Here is a 14818-nt window from a genome sequence, read left to right as displayed (position 1 = left end):
GACCGGATGGGAACACACCCTATCCGGCACTAACCAAGAAAGGTGGTGGAATGATGTCGTTGACTTTTTATTCTTATCCAAAGTGCGGTACATGCAAAAAAGCAAAAAAGTGGCTGGAGGACCAGGGTCTCTCCATAGATGAAATACATATTGTAGAAAATCCCCCGTCAAAAATGGAGCTCAAAAGCCTGTATGAAAAAAGTGGATACCCTCTTAAGAAATTTTTCAATACAAGTGGCAAAAAGTATCGTGAAATGGGCTTGAAAGATAAAGTGAATTCAGCATCTGATGAAGAATTATTAGAAATCCTTTCCTCAGATGGGATGCTCATCAAACGTCCAATCACAACGGATGGGAGCAAGGTGACCGTAGGTTTTAAAGAAGAGACGTTCGAGGAAACCTGGAAGTAAATATGGGTTCGAGATTCACAGATCGTGGACGATGAAAAAGTTTCATTATTCACACTTAGTTTTCTTGCTTTTTCGATGAAAAGTGTGTCAATATTAGGTTGTATAACTAGCATTTGGAGGGATAGAGAATGAGTACACCGAAAGAACTTCGTTATTCAGAAGAACACGAGTGGGTCAAAGTTGAAGGGGAAAATGTACGCGTAGGAATCACATCATTTGCACAATCTGAGCTGGGCGATATCGTATTCGTCGAGTTACCTGAAGTTGGAGATGAAATCAAAGCGGACGAGCCTTTCGGCAGTGTTGAATCGGTAAAGACCGTTTCTGAGCTATACGCCCCTGTTTCCGGTAAGGTTGTAGAAGTGAATGAAGAGCTGTCCGACAGCCCTGAGTTCGTGAACGAATCGCCTTATGAGAAAGCATGGATGGTCGTTGTGGAGCCTTCAGATGCTGGAGAAGTAGACAAGCTGATGACAGCTGAACAGTACGATAAAATGATTAATGAAGGATAATTTCCAACCGGACACCTTGAGGATTTCTCAAGGTGTTTTGTTATTCTTTTTGGGCAACATATGAGTATTCGTAAAAAGAAAGGATGAATACGTATGGCGCTTGAACCAAAGAAATTAGACGTTACAAGCAGGGTGACAGGCAGGCTTAAAAATGGTGAAGTCGAATTATTCCTAGATGGTCAGACAATCGGCAGAACTTCCTTGCCCCTTGATGGACTGACAATGGAACCGAACTTCGAAGCAAGAGAAAATAAAATTTATCAAAACTATACTTCCACTGAAGGCCATGATGCAAGGTACACGGATTGTGACGAAGGTGGATGGTGTTAAAGGGGACCGTTGTGCCAGATTCGATTTTATGGATCTGGCATCATTTCTATAAGCCGTTAGGCAAACCACTTGCACTATTTTTCTGAACAAGCGAAAATATGAGTAGAAAGTGGACATCATCTCTTGTTATCTGAATATACTATCCTAATCTTATTTCTGAAAGATAAGGTGATGATCATGATGGAACTTGATGAAAAGGTAATCATTGTCGAAGGCACAACCGACAAGCGGAAAGTAAGAGGAATAATTAAAGGACCGATTGAAATTATTTGCACGAATGGAACGATCAGTATCACAAAAATGGACGAACTCATCGATGAGCTATTTGAAAGGGATGTGTACATCCTTGTCGATGCGGATGATGCGGGGGAGAAATTACGTAAACAGTTTAAGCGTGAATTCCCTGAAGCGGAACATCTTTATATCGACCGGATGTATAAGGAAGTGGCCGCAGCCCCGGAATATCATCTTGCCTCCGTTCTCATAGGTGCAAATATCGATGTGCATAAAGAATATCTTGGAAAAAGGATGATTTAGTTTTGTTGGAGGTAAGCCAGACAGAAGAATTAAACGAATCGATCGAATACCATGCGTTTGAAGCCGTTTATCTATATACACCGATGTGTGGTACATGTCAGGTCGCGGGTAAAATGATGGAAGTGGTCGAGAAACTCCCCCAGTCATTTCATTTTGTGAAGGCTAACCTGAATTATCTGCCCCGATTCGCAGAAGAACAATCCATTGAAAGCGTCCCCTGCCTTCTTTTATTTAAAGATGGAGTGGAAATGGAGAGAATCTATGCCTTTCAATCCGTGCCATTCCTATACGAAACCATCAGCAAAATCCAAAACAGCTAGTGGGGATAAAAGACCTTAATGAAAGGTCTTTTTATTTTGTCTGCACTTCTTTTCTTCATCTGCTTTAAAAATAGGATATTGCCCTCTCAACACATAAGAAAAAATGATTATTATAACGAACAGTCTCGTATTTATCTAATTTGAGAATACATGAATAGTGTTGATTGGAGCGGAAGATGCTCGACTCCTTCGGGAATAGCGGGAAAGTTGAGACCCCGCAGGGCGAAGCTCGAGGAGGCTCAACTCACGCCCCGAGGAAAGCGAGCATCTGGAGCGGAAATCAACCAGCACGGTGCTGATAAAAACAGAAAAGTTTACGAAAACAGTCATTTTCTTTCTACAAACGAGGACATATTTCTTGGGAAATGTTTCGAATCTCATCATTTTTTGACTGGTCATCACCCAATTTCTTACTGTTCGACAAATAAGATAAATACATTCAAAACATGTCGAGAATGTCTAAAAGGGAAAAATGCCTAAAAGTGGAATTGATACTATATAGAAGTTTCACTGGGAGGGTATTCATGCGAATATATTTAGAGGAATTAGTAGATCAGTGTCATTCAAGGTATCACTTACGACTCTTGTTTCCAGATAGCCCATTTATTCTTCAGTTTCATTGTGAAAAGGACCTCTACGGGATTTCCATTTCAAACGGAGGTTGTACTGTATTGACCGATGGCAGTGGGGAATCACATTTTGTCATTGAGGGAAAAGAGAAAGACATGCTACCCCTTCTTTCAGGAGAAGAGCGATTATCTCAGCTGATCGAAAATAACATCCTTGAAGTCAGGGGAGGATACCGCCAGCTGTTATTTGTAGAGTCCGTCCTTTGGCTGACGAGGTCCAGGGTCAAGGAACCGGTACAAGTATGAAAAACGTGAGAAAAAAGAATTGACACATTTCTATTTTCGATGATAGAATCTCTCTTGTAGCAAATTTTCAGAGTCTTTAACAATTCGAAAAATTAAATAAATCGATACTTTACTCTTATTGAGAGAGGTGGAGGGACGTGCCCTATGAAGCCCGGCAACCGTCAATGAAAATTGAAATGGTGCCAATTCACTCAAAGCTTTGCTTTGAAAGATGAGAGAAAGGATAGTCCTATATATGATTATGCCTTTCTGCTTATCGCAGGAAGGCATTTTTTATTGTGTACGTAAAGACTGTGTGAATGGCGAGCGCAACTTTAATACTAATTAAAAATATCGTTTTACTCGGAAAGAAGGTGGAGACAGCATGATTACCATTTCAGATGTAAAAAAAATCTATCAATCGAAATCAGGCCCTATTTCAGCCGTTGATGGAGTCAACATCGACATTTCACAAGGAGAAATTTTTGGAGTGATTGGCTATAGTGGGGCAGGGAAGAGTACGTTGATCCGGATGCTCAATGGCCTTGAAGTTCCCACAAATGGAATCGTGAACGTGAATGGACAGATCGTTTCCCAAGTGAAAGGGAAAAATCTCCGGGAGGCGAGGCAGTCAATAGGGATGATCTTTCAGCATTTCAATCTCCTATGGTCACGCACGGTACTTGATAATATCCAGTTCCCATTAGAAATTGCTGGAATTTCCAGGAAGGAGAGAGTGAGAAGAGCCAATGAATTATTGGAACTGGTCGGATTAGATGGAAGAGGAGATGCCTACCCGTCCCAGTTGAGCGGGGGACAGAAGCAGAGGGTCGGGATTGCACGGTCCCTTGCCAATAATCCCAAAGTCCTTCTCTGTGACGAAGCCACCTCTGCTTTAGATCCGCAAACAACCGATTCCATCCTTGATTTATTGGTGGATATTAATAAACGTTTAGGTCTGACCATCGTCCTGATCACCCATGAAATGCATGTGATCAAAAAAATCTGCCATCGTGTGGCGGTCATGGAACAAGGGAAGGTTGTAGAGCTTGGGGATGTTCTTGAAGTGTTCAGAAATCCAAAAGAGCAGGTGACGAAGCGATTTGTGAGAGAAGTATCTCAAGTGGATGAAACAGGGGAAACGTTGGATCACCTCTTAGCTCAGTATCCGAACGGAAAGGTCCTGAAATTCACATTCGTCGGTGAATCAACTGAGCAACCGCTCATTACCAGCTTGATCCGAAGATTCGACCTGGATGTCAATATTCTTCAAGGACAAATTTCCCAAACGCAAAAAGGGGCTTATGGTACGCTATTCGTCCATCTTGATGGTACCGAAGAGACGATTCAGTCAGCCGTTGCCTTCGCTGAGCAACAGATGGTCAAAGTGGAGGTGATCGGAGGATGATGGAAAATTTATTTCCGAATGTGGATTGGGAGAAGATGTGGGAAGCGACAATCGAAACCCTTTATATGACGGGGATGTCAGTCTTGATCACCTTCGTAGTTGGGATGATTCTTGGAATCTTGTTATTTCTTACATCAAAGGAGAATTTATGGGAAAACAAGTTCACTTATACGGTGACCAGTGCAGTGGTCAATGTGTTCCGCTCGATTCCATTCATTATCCTGATTGTATTATTGATCCCATTTACAAAATTTTTATTGGATACCATCCGCGGTGCCAACGCGGCACTTCCCGCCCTGATCATCGGAGCTGCACCATTTTACGCACGCATGGTTGAAATTGCATTGAGAGAAGTGAACAAAGGCGTCATCGAAGCAGCGAAAGCAATGGGGGCGAAGACAAGCACTATTATATGGAAAGTGCTTATCCCTGAATCTCTTCCGGCTTTGATCTCAGGTATCACGGTAACAGCTATCGCCCTTGTGGGGTACACGGCAATGGCGGGTGTCATCGGTGCCGGGGGATTGGGAAACCTCGCTTACCTGGATGGTTTTCAACGTAGCAGGGAAGATGTAACCCTGGCTGCGACCATCATGATCTTACTCATTGTATTTGCGATACAACTACTGGGAGACTACTTCACAAATAAATTAGACAAACGATAAGAGGAGAGAATACAGATGAAAAAATGGTTAGCAGGAATGATAGCAGCAACAAGTATCTTTGGATTGGCAGCATGCGGGAGTGATTCCGGCTCTGGAAGCGGCGACGAAAAGGAATTAGTGGTAGGAGCCTCAAATGTTCCCCATGCAGAAATCCTTGAAAAAGTGAAACCGATTTTGGAAGATAAGGGAATCGACCTGCAAATTGAAACGTATCAGGACTATATCCTTCCGAATAAAGACTTGGATAATGGTGATTTGGATGCGAACTATTTCCAAACCGTACCTTACATGGACTTGCAGATGAAAGAGAATGAATATGATTTCGTAAATGCGGGCGGAATTCATATTGAACCGATCGGTGTATATTCTAAAAAATATAAATCTCTTGAGGACCTTCCTGAAGGTGCCACGATCTTGATGAGTAATTCCGTATCCGATCATGGCCGCATCCTTACATTATTAGAGAAAAAAGGTCTTATTACGTTAAAGGACGGCGTTGAAAATACACAGGCTCAGCTGGAAGACATCAAAGAAAATCCAAAAAAGCTGAAATTCGATTATGAGTACGAAGCAGCCCTTCTTCCGCAAATGTATGAAAACGAAGAAGGAGATGCGGTTGTCATCAACTCCAACTATGCCATAGATGCAGGCTTGAAGCCCCTTGAAGACTCCATCGCCATCGAAGACAGCAACTCCCCGTATGTGAACGTCATTGCTGTGAATAAAGGTGACCAAAACAAAGAAGAAGTAAAAGAATTGGTCAAAGCCCTGCGCTCAAAAAAAATCCAGGACTTCATCAATGAAGAATGGGATGGAGCCGTTGTACCGGTAACGGAATAACATTAAGAAAGCGGTTGGGACAATAGTGTTTTAGCCAAAGAAAAATCCGGACGATTATTCGAAATTCTGTTAAGGAAACCGAATTCGTTCGGATTTTTTATTGTTTTTTAAAAACATATAATAGTTATTTTGCAGATTCTAGCTGTTGCTTGGATTGCAAGACGAAGACTCCTACGGGAAAAGCGGAAAAGGTGAGACCCCGCAGGAACGCAAGCTGTGAGGAGGCTAGCCGAACGCCCGAGGAAAGCGAAGTCTTGCACGGAAATCAACAGCGGTGCAACAAGTGCCTCTAAAGAACAACTTATAGGTATTGCTCTTCTTTAGAGTGAATGGCGATAGTTTATGTCCAAGCCTCTTTCTTTCATCAAGGGATCATTCGGTAACTTTTTAACATATTCATTTCCAAATTGGCTCATACTATTTCCGATGAATCTATTTTCGAAATGGAGTTGGATGAAATGCAGATGGAACCAAGAAATACAACGGAAGCGGCCCTTCATGATTATAAAATGGGACTTGGAATCTTCACGGAGAAAATGCCTGAGCTTGCAGAGCAATATAATACGTTTACAGAGCACTGCTTCAGAGAAGGGGTCCTTTCCAAAAAAGAAAAACAGTTGATTGCACTTGGAATCAGCCTCTATTCCCAGGATGAATATTGTATCATTTACCATACAAAAGGATGCCTGGATCAAGGATGTTCGGAAGAAGAGATCCTCGAAACCATCGGTGTGACAGCTGCATTCGGTGGAGGCGCAGTCATGAGTCAGGCTGTGACATTAGTACAGCAGTCGATTCAGGAGTTGAATCAATTAAAGCAATGACTGTATCGAGAAGGAGAGATCCTTCTCTTTTTTATGAGGAAGTTTAGGATTTACACTTCTTCGAAGGTAATAAATATACACTCCAACTAATAATATTTCATCTGTATACTATTATTTGGCAGTATAATGGCGGAATTTTGTGAAAACTTAAGGGTAGCCTCCGGGAATCAGGCTGACGGATGAATTTCAGAAAAAATGATGAAATTCCGGTTTTGTCTTGTGAACGAGGGGGTAGTATAGTTGTAAAGTAATTAAAAACCTGAAAGGAATGATTCATTATCGACTCTCTTGAGAGTATCTCGTACACAAGTGAAATGGAGAAAGCAATGCATGGAGCCCATGGAATAGGTTATGAGGTGTACAAACGAAAGCATGAAGTCAGAATGCAAGTAGAGAAGAAAAGAGAGCAGGATTACAAGCAAAGCCGCCTAATGATTGCAGCCCTTGATCGCAGGGTGCACGCTAATATATAATAAGGAAGAAAAAAGCAAACCAGTGTAGAAGATGCACTGGTTTTTTATTTTTTAGAAATAAAATTTCTGATCATGTTAGGAAGCTCATGCTTAGAAAATTGAATGGAGCGGAAGGTGCTCGACTCCTACGGGAAACAACGAAAAGCGGAGGCGACTTGCTCAGCCCCGACAAGCATAAGATGAATGGGCCTAAGAAGGCGTTTTTTGCCTTCTTGGACCATTTAGCTTATGACCTCGAGGGGCTAGCCGCCGGAGCTGGACAAGGGTAGGACATCACTTGCAGCTGAGGAGGCTCACCGCCAGCCCCGAGGAAAGCGAGCACCTGCAGCGGAAATCAAACCACTCGCTATATGTGAAAAGCAAAAGTTCTCACATTGTCTACCTAAGAACAGCGGGCCTTAGACACCCTACATTTTCCCACCCGTTTTAGCCAACAATAGAATTGGATTCTATCGTTCGGTTAACATGAACTGACAACTTGAAAAAGTTGATAATAGCTTTTATTTGTTATAAGATTGTAATGAGAATAAATTGAGAATGATTAAAGAATTATATTCTTAAATTCATTATAAAGTCACGGAGGTAAATATACATGGCAGGTTCTACTTTAACAATTAAAGATCTTCATGTTGAGATTGAAGGAAAGGAAATCCTGAAAGGGGTTAACCTTGAAATTAAAGGTGGAGAAATCCACGCAGTAATGGGACCGAATGGTACGGGTAAGTCAACTTTATCTTCTGCTATCATGGGTCACCCAAAGTATGAAGTGACAAAAGGAAGCATCACGTTCGACGGGGAAGATGTACTTGAAATGGCAGTGGATGAGCGCGCCCGCGTAGGTCTTTTCCTTGCAATGCAGTACCCAAGTGAAATCACTGGAGTAACGAACGCGGACTTCTTGCGTTCAGCAATCAACAGCCGTCGTGAAGAGGGAGAAGAAATTTCTCTTATGAAATTCATCCGCAAGATGGATTCTGAAATGGAATATTTGGAAATGGATCCGGATATGGCTCAACGTTACCTGAATGAAGGATTCTCAGGCGGAGAGAAAAAGCGTAATGAAATCCTTCAACTAATGATGATCCAACCTAAGATCGCTATCCTTGACGAGATTGATTCAGGTCTTGATATCGATGCGCTTAAAGTTGTTTCTAAAGGGATCAACAAGATGCGTGGGGAAGATTTCGGTTGCTTGATCATCACTCACTATCAGCGCCTTCTTAATTACATCACTCCTGATCACGTTCACGTTATGATGCAGGGACGCATTGTGAAATCAGGCGGCGAAGAATTAGCGCAGCGCCTTGAAGCAGAAGGATATGACTGGATTAAAGAAGAGCTGGGAATCAAAGACGAAACTGTCGGCCAAGAAGCGTAAGTGTTAGGGGGATGAAAATGACTGTAGAAACGAAACTACCAGTAGAACAAGACTATGTCAGCTCCTACTCAAAACAACTTGGAGAGCCGGAATGGTTAACAACCCTTCGTACAGATGCCTTTGATAAAGTAAAGGATCTAAGCCTCCCAGTTGCTGATAAAACGAAAATCACAAATTGGAATTTCACTCAATTCCAAAAGCACACAGTGGATAGTGATACGTTCTCATCATTGAGTGAGCTGCCGGATGAAGTGAAAGCATTAGTTGATTTAGAAAGCAAGGATCAAAGCCTTTATATTCAACGGAATAATACACCTGCTTTTCTTTCTCTTTCAAACGAATTAAAAGATAAAGGTGTTATTTTTACGGATATTTTCACAGCAGTGAAAGAGCACAGTGAGCTTGTACAGAAGTACTTCATGACTGAAGGCGTGAAAACGGATGAGCATAAGCTTACGGCCCTTCACGCAGCACTGATGAATGGAGGAGCATTCCTCTACATTCCTAAGAACGTGGAGCTCTCTCAGCCGATTCAAGCAGTTTACGTTCACGACAACGCCGAAGTGGCTATGTTCAACCATGTATTGGTTGTCGCTGAAGATAACAGCTCAGTCACATATGTTGAAAACTATGTTTCCACTACGGATGTGGAAGATGGGGTTTATAACATCGTAACGGAAGTGTTGGCGAAGGATAATGCGAAAGTGGCATATGGTGCAGTGGATACCCTCTCAAGCGGAATCACGACTTACGTAAACCGTCGCGGGGTAGCTGCAAGGGATGCGCGCATCGAGTGGGCACTGGGATTGATGAACGACGGGGACACTGTTTCTGAAAATGTAACGAACCTAATGGGCGATGGCTCTTATGGTGATACGAAAACCGTAGTCGTTGGACGCGGGAAACAGAAACAAAACTTCACGACAAAGGTTGTTCACTACGGTAAGAATTCTGAAGGGTACATCCTGAAGCACGGAGTAATGAAAGACGAATCGTCATCAATCTTCAATGGCATCGGTAAGATCGAACATGGCGCCTCAAAGTCAAATGCAGAGCAGGAATCACGCGTATTGATGCTTAGCGAAAAAGCACGCGGCGATGCAAATCCGATCCTTCTTATTGATGAAGATGATGTAACGGCAGGGCACGCTGCTTCAGTAGGTCGAGTGGATCCACTTCAACTTTACTATTTGATGAGCCGCGGGATTCCTCAGCATGAAGCTGAGCGTCTTGTGATTCACGGCTTCCTGGCTCCAGTGGTGAAACAATTACCAATCGAAGGAGTCAAGAAACAGCTGGTTGAGGTTATCGAAAGGAAAGTAAACTAATGGATGTAAAAGAGATTCGTAAACAATTTCCGATTCTCGACCAGGAAGTGAATGGCCATCCACTCGTTTATCTTGACAGTGCCGCAACATCTCAAAAACCTGTTTCCGTCATTGAAGCAGTGAACGATTATTATCGTGGATATAACTCGAATGTTCACCGTGGTGTCCACACCCTTGGGACGAGAGCGACAGATGGATATGAAGGGGCCCGTGAAAAGGTCCGCAACTTCATCAACGCTTCCTCAACTCAGGAGGTCATCTTCACCCGTGGAACGACGACCGCGATCAATACCGTCGCAGCAAGCTACGGCAGGGCAAATGTAGGTGAGGGTGATGAAATTGTGATCACTCATATGGAGCATCACAGTAACATCATTCCTTGGCAGCAACTGGCGAAAGAAACCGGTGCGACGTTAAAATACGTTCCACTTCAGGAAGATGGAACGATTGCAATTGAGGATGTAAAAGAAACCGTAACACCTCAGACGAAGATCGTCTCCATCATGATGGTTTCCAACGTACTCGGTACAATGAATCCAATCAAAGAAATTACCAGGATCGCCCATGAAAATGGTGCCGTCATGGTAGTGGACGGAGCTCAGGCTGCTCCACATATGAAGGTTGACGTACAAGAATTGGACTGCGATTTCTTCGCCTTCTCCGGTCATAAGATGGTAGGTCCTACCGGGATCGGGGTATTGTACGGCAAGAAAAAGCATCTGAATAATATGGAGCCGGTGGAATTCGGAGGTGAGATGATCGATTTTGTCGGACTTCAGGAATCCACTTGGAAAGAGCTTCCGTGGAAATTTGAAGGAGGCACTCCGATCATTGCAGGCGCCATCGGACTTGGAGCTGCCATCGATTTCCTCGAGCAAGTAGGCCTTCATAACATTGAAGAGCATGAGCATAAGCTTGCCGCTTATGCCTTGGATAAAATGAATGAAGTAGAGGGTATGACCATCTTCGGACCAAGTGATCCCGGGCAGCGTGCCGGTCTTGTGACATTCAACATAGATGATGTTCATCCCCATGATGTTGCAACCGTGCTTGACGCTGAAGGGATAGCCGTTCGTGCTGGTCATCATTGTGCACAGCCGCTGATGAAGTGGTTGAATGTATCCGCAACGGCACGTGCCAGCTTCTATCTTTACAACACAGAAGAAGATATTGATAAACTTGTTGCCGGCCTGGTGAAGACGAAGGAGTTTTTCAGCGATGTCTTTTAATAATTTAGATCAGTTATATCGACAAGTCATCATGGATCATTATAAGAATCCACGGAATAAAGGTTCTTTAGAGGATGGAAGCTTTACCATCGATATGAATAACCCTACATGTGGAGACCGTATTCACCTTACGTTAAAGGTGGAAGATGGTGTCGTTCAGGATGCGAAGTTCGACGGGGAAGGTTGTTCGATCTCCATGGCTTCTGCGTCCATGATGACACAGGCAGTCAAGGGAAAAGAGATCGAGAAGGCACTCAAGCTTTCCAAGATCTTCTCTGATATGATGCAGGGTAATGATTATGACGACGATGTGGATTTAGGAGATATAGAAGCATTACAAGGAGTCGCGAAATTTCCGGCCCGTATCAAATGTGCGACACTAGCCTGGAAAGCGATGGAAAAAGGAGTGCAGGAAGAAGAGCAGGAATAAGCTCTTCTCCAACTCTATTTAAGAATGGAGGAATCAACATGGCAAAGAAGATGCCTGAGATCGGAGACTATAAATATGGCTTTAGCGATAAAGACGTATCGATTTTCCGTTCTAAACGTGGTTTGACGCGGGAAATTGTAGAAGAAATTTCTCGTATGAAAGAAGAGCCTAAGTGGATGCTTGATTTCCGTTTGAAGTCACTTGAGCATTTTTATAATATGTCTATGCCTCAATGGGGCGGAGACATGCAGGAACTGAACTTCGATGAGATCACTTACTATGTGAAGCCGTCTGAGAGATCAGAGCGCAGCTGGGATGAAGTACCTGAAGAAATCAAGCAGACGTTTGATAAATTAGGGATTCCGGAAGCTGAGCAAAAATATCTTGCAGGGGTATCTGCACAGTATGAATCAGAGGTTGTCTATCACAATATGCAATCAGATCTTGAAGACATGGGAATCGTATTTAAAGATACAGATTCTGCCCTTAAAGAGAATGAAGAACTTTTCCGTGAGCACTGGGCAAAGGTAATCCCTCCGACGGATAACAAGTTTGCAGCCCTGAACTCAGCGGTTTGGTCTGGTGGATCCTTCATCTATGTTCCTAAAGGCATAAAGGTGGATACACCGCTTCAAGCTTACTTCCGTATTAACTCTGAAAACATGGGTCAGTTCGAGCGTACACTGATCATCGTCGACGAAGGCGCAAGCGTTCACTATGTAGAGGGTTGTACGGCACCTGTTTACACAACGAATTCACTTCACTCTGCAGTCGTTGAAATCATCATCAAGAAAGATGCGTACTGCCGATATACAACGATTCAAAACTGGGCGAACAACGTGTTCAATCTGGTTACGAAACGTGCCGTATGTGAAGCGAACGCAACGATGGAATGGGTAGATGGAAACATCGGTTCTAAACTAACGATGAAATACCCTGCGGTCATCCTTAAGGGTGAAGGCGCACGTGGTATGACACTATCCATTGCACTTGCAGGTAAAGGCCAGCACCAGGATGCCGGAGCGAAAATGATTCACCTGGCACCTAACACATCTTCTACAATCGTTTCCAAGTCCATCTCCAAACATGGCGGGAAAGTAACGTACCGTGGAATTGTACACTTTGGCCGTAAAGCGGAAGGCGCACGCTCGAACATTGAGTGTGACACGCTGATCATGGATAATCAATCGACTTCCGATACGATCCCTTACAACGAAATTCTGAACGATAACATCTCGTTAGAACACGAAGCGAAGGTTTCAAAAGTATCAGAAGAACAATTATTCTATCTTATGAGCCGTGGTATTTCTGAGGAAGAAGCAACAGAAATGATCGTAATGGGCTTCATCGAGCCATTCACGAAAGAACTTCCAATGGAATACGCAGTGGAAATGAACCGTCTGATCAAGTTTGAGATGGAAGGTTCTATCGGTTAATCAGCAATCAAATCAAACTCCCTTGATATCTCATCAGGGGAGTTTTTTTGGTTTTAATAAATCACCCTGCTATCCCTCAATGAAACTAAACATAAGAATTTCCAATTCCCTTATGATAAAATGGACATGTTCATAATAAAGCAGGTGAATGCGGATGATATACATAGGTGTGACAGGCTGGGGAGATCATGATACCCTCTATGAGAATGTTTCCCCCAGGGACAAACTAAAAGAATACGGAGCTCATTTCCCCATCGTGGAGGTGGACACGACGTTTTATGCTGTCCAGCCTATTCGGAATGCGGAGAAATGGGTAAAGGAAACACCAGGGGACTTTAAATTTATTGTAAAAGCATACCAGGGGATGACTGGTCATCAGCGTGGAGAAATCCCTTTTGAAACAAAGGAAGAAATGTTCAGAGCCTTTAAAGAGTCCCTTGCTCCATACACGAATGCAGGGAAACTGGCGATGGTCCTTCTTCAATTCCCGCCATGGTACGATTGTAAAAAAGAGAATGTCGATTATATACGGTATTGCAGGGAGCAATTGAAAGATCTTCCTGTATCACTTGAATTCCGGCATCAGAGCTGGTTCAGACCCGAGTATCGGGACAAGACCCTGACGTTCATGAAAAAAGAAGGATGGATCCACAGCATTTGTGATGAACCTCAAGCAGGTGAAGGATCCGTTCCCCGGGTGCTGGAAGCGACGCATGAAGATGCCACTCTTATCCGGTTTCACGGCAGGAATCTTTATGGATGGAATAAACCGAATGGGGAAGATTGGCGGGAGGTCCGCTATTTATATCGCTATAATCGTGTTGAGCTCGAGGAGTGGATCCCCCATATTCATGAGTTGCAAGAAAGGTCTAAGGATCTTTATCTTCTTTTTAACAATAATTCTGGTGGGGACGCGGCTGATAATGCGAAAGAATTGATTGAATTATTGGGGCTTGAGTATGAAGGACTTGCCCCGAAGCAGTTGGATTTATTTTAGCCGACAGGAGATGAAAGGCAGATGGAATGGATTGTTCTTCTATCGATCGGGCTTTTGGCAGGTGCGATAGGATCACTGGTCGGTTTAGGCGGTGGCGTCATCATAGTACCCGCCCTGATCTATTTTGGTACATATACAAGCCTGGTAGAAGGGATGAACCCGCAGACCGCTGTGGGTACCTCATTGGTCATCATGATTTTTACAGGGTTATCTTCCACCCTTGCATACTTAAAGCATAAAACCGTCGATTATAAAAGCGGATTGATTTTCTTTGCGGGCAGCGGACCCGGTTCGATTCTTGGTGCCTGGGTGAACAAGGGATTGAATATGGAAAGCTTCAATCTTTATTTTGGTATCTTTATGATACTGGTAGCCCTTATTCTTATGATCAGGAATAAATTAAAGCCTATAGAAAAATTCAGAAATGCATCTTTTCAGAGGGAATTCACCGACCCAAATGGAGAAACCTTCCGGTATGGATACCCTCCAGTACTTGGAGTGATGATCGCCTTCGTTGTTGGATTTACTTCTGGTCTGTTTGGCATTGGCGGCGGTTCTCTCATGGTCCCTGCCATGATCCTGATTTTTCTTTTCCCACCCCATGTGGCTATTGCAACATCCATGTTCATGATTTTTCTTTCGGCATTGGTGAGCTCGGGAACACATGTGTTGTTCGGGAATGTCAAATGGCTGTATGCACTGGCTCTCATTCCGGGAGCCTGGATCGGGGCAAAGGCCGGGGCATATATCAATACGAAGCTCGAGTCCAAAGTATTGGTGAGCGTATTGAGGATAATATTGATTTTAATTGGTATTCGATTGATTTATCAAGGAATGACAGGATAAC

The 14818-nt window shown here is 43.4% G+C and carries 19 protein-coding genes and 1 riboswitch; all 19 genes read left to right on the top strand.

What is annotated here, in order from left to right; all coding sequences use genetic code 11:
- Window positions 1–53 precede the first annotated feature (53 nt).
- The 19 genes from NQ095_RS04585 (at window position 54) to NQ095_RS04490 (ending at window position 14817) form a co-directional block, all read left to right on the top strand.
- Window positions 54–410, top strand: coding sequence for an arsenate reductase family protein (locus NQ095_RS04585; RefSeq protein ID WP_258262488.1), 357 nt, complete (start codon window positions 54–56; stop codon window positions 408–410).
- Between the two features lie 128 nt (window positions 411–538).
- Window positions 539–922: a glycine cleavage system protein GcvH gene (gcvH, locus tag NQ095_RS04580; RefSeq protein ID WP_258262307.1), complete on the top strand. Its 384-nt coding sequence runs from the start codon at window positions 539–541 to the stop codon at window positions 920–922.
- Between the two features lie 93 nt (window positions 923–1015).
- Window positions 1016–1252: a YusG family protein gene (locus NQ095_RS04575; RefSeq protein WP_258262306.1), complete on the top strand. Its 237-nt coding sequence runs from the start codon at window positions 1016–1018 to the stop codon at window positions 1250–1252.
- A gap of 180 nt (window positions 1253–1432) precedes the next feature.
- Window positions 1433–1789, top strand: a complete 357-nt coding sequence (locus tag NQ095_RS04570; protein ID WP_258262487.1) for a toprim domain-containing protein — start codon at window positions 1433–1435, stop codon at window positions 1787–1789.
- Between the two features lie 5 nt (window positions 1790–1794).
- Window positions 1795–2109 carry a thioredoxin family protein gene (locus tag NQ095_RS04565; protein ID WP_258262486.1) on the top strand — a complete coding sequence of 105 codons (315 nt, stop codon included), beginning with the start codon at window positions 1795–1797 and terminating at the stop codon, window positions 2107–2109.
- A gap of 524 nt (window positions 2110–2633) precedes the next feature.
- Window positions 2634–2984: an SCP2 sterol-binding domain-containing protein gene (locus NQ095_RS04560; RefSeq protein WP_258262305.1), complete on the top strand. Its 351-nt coding sequence runs from the start codon at window positions 2634–2636 to the stop codon at window positions 2982–2984.
- Window positions 2985–3096: 112 nt separating this feature from the next.
- Window positions 3097–3202, top strand: a riboswitch (SAM riboswitch).
- A gap of 146 nt (window positions 3203–3348) precedes the next feature.
- Window positions 3349–4371 (top strand): methionine ABC transporter ATP-binding protein, encoded by a 1023-nt coding sequence (locus NQ095_RS04555; protein WP_258262304.1) that lies wholly within the window; start codon window positions 3349–3351, stop codon window positions 4369–4371.
- Window positions 4368–5036 carry a methionine ABC transporter permease gene (locus NQ095_RS04550; RefSeq protein ID WP_258262303.1) on the top strand — a complete coding sequence of 223 codons (669 nt, stop codon included), beginning with the start codon at window positions 4368–4370 and terminating at the stop codon, window positions 5034–5036. The genes NQ095_RS04555 and NQ095_RS04550 overlap by 4 nt, the downstream gene beginning before the upstream one ends.
- A gap of 15 nt (window positions 5037–5051) precedes the next feature.
- Entirely contained in the window at window positions 5052–5876 is an 825-nt protein-coding gene (locus NQ095_RS04545) for a MetQ/NlpA family ABC transporter substrate-binding protein (RefSeq protein ID WP_258262302.1), read from the top strand.
- Window positions 5877–6334: 458 nt separating this feature from the next.
- Window positions 6335–6700, top strand: a complete 366-nt coding sequence (locus NQ095_RS04535; protein ID WP_258262485.1) for a carboxymuconolactone decarboxylase family protein — start codon at window positions 6335–6337, stop codon at window positions 6698–6700.
- Between the two features lie 314 nt (window positions 6701–7014).
- Window positions 7015–7173 (top strand): YuzK family famiily protein, encoded by a 159-nt coding sequence (locus NQ095_RS04530; protein WP_258262301.1) that lies wholly within the window; start codon window positions 7015–7017, stop codon window positions 7171–7173.
- Window positions 7174–7259: 86 nt separating this feature from the next.
- Window positions 7260–7442: a hypothetical protein gene (locus NQ095_RS04525; RefSeq protein ID WP_258262300.1), complete on the top strand. Its 183-nt coding sequence runs from the start codon at window positions 7260–7262 to the stop codon at window positions 7440–7442.
- 323 nt (window positions 7443–7765) lie between these two features.
- Complete coding sequence (gene sufC, locus NQ095_RS04520) at window positions 7766–8551, top strand: Fe-S cluster assembly ATPase SufC (protein ID WP_258262299.1); 786 nt, start codon at window positions 7766–7768, stop codon at window positions 8549–8551.
- Between the two features lie 17 nt (window positions 8552–8568).
- Window positions 8569–9879, top strand: coding sequence for a Fe-S cluster assembly protein SufD (gene sufD / locus NQ095_RS04515; protein WP_258262298.1), 1311 nt, complete (start codon window positions 8569–8571; stop codon window positions 9877–9879).
- On the top strand, window positions 9879–11108 hold the full coding sequence (locus NQ095_RS04510; protein WP_258262297.1) for a cysteine desulfurase: 1230 nt from the start codon (window positions 9879–9881) through the stop codon (window positions 11106–11108). The genes sufD and NQ095_RS04510 overlap by 1 nt, the downstream gene beginning before the upstream one ends.
- Window positions 11098–11538 (top strand): Fe-S cluster assembly sulfur transfer protein SufU, encoded by a 441-nt coding sequence (gene sufU / locus NQ095_RS04505; RefSeq protein ID WP_034763670.1) that lies wholly within the window; start codon window positions 11098–11100, stop codon window positions 11536–11538. Before NQ095_RS04510 ends, sufU begins: the two co-directional genes overlap by 11 nt.
- A 38-nt stretch (window positions 11539–11576) precedes the next feature.
- Window positions 11577–12974: a Fe-S cluster assembly protein SufB gene (gene sufB / locus NQ095_RS04500; RefSeq protein ID WP_258262296.1), complete on the top strand. Its 1398-nt coding sequence runs from the start codon at window positions 11577–11579 to the stop codon at window positions 12972–12974.
- Between the two features lie 154 nt (window positions 12975–13128).
- Window positions 13129–13971, top strand: a complete 843-nt coding sequence (locus NQ095_RS04495; protein WP_258262295.1) for a DUF72 domain-containing protein — start codon at window positions 13129–13131, stop codon at window positions 13969–13971.
- Window positions 13972–13992: 21 nt separating this feature from the next.
- A complete protein-coding gene (locus NQ095_RS04490) occupies window positions 13993–14817 on the top strand; it encodes a sulfite exporter TauE/SafE family protein (protein WP_258262294.1) in 825 nt (274 codons plus the stop codon).
- Window position 14818: the final 1 nt, after the last annotated feature.

The sequence above is a fragment of the Rossellomorea sp. SC111 genome, from assembly GCF_024733565.1.
GTDB lineage: Bacteria > Bacillota > Bacilli > Bacillales > Bacillaceae_B > Rossellomorea.
The sequence above is the reverse complement of the archived record's forward strand: the minus strand, read 5'-3'. Positions and strand labels throughout refer to the sequence as shown.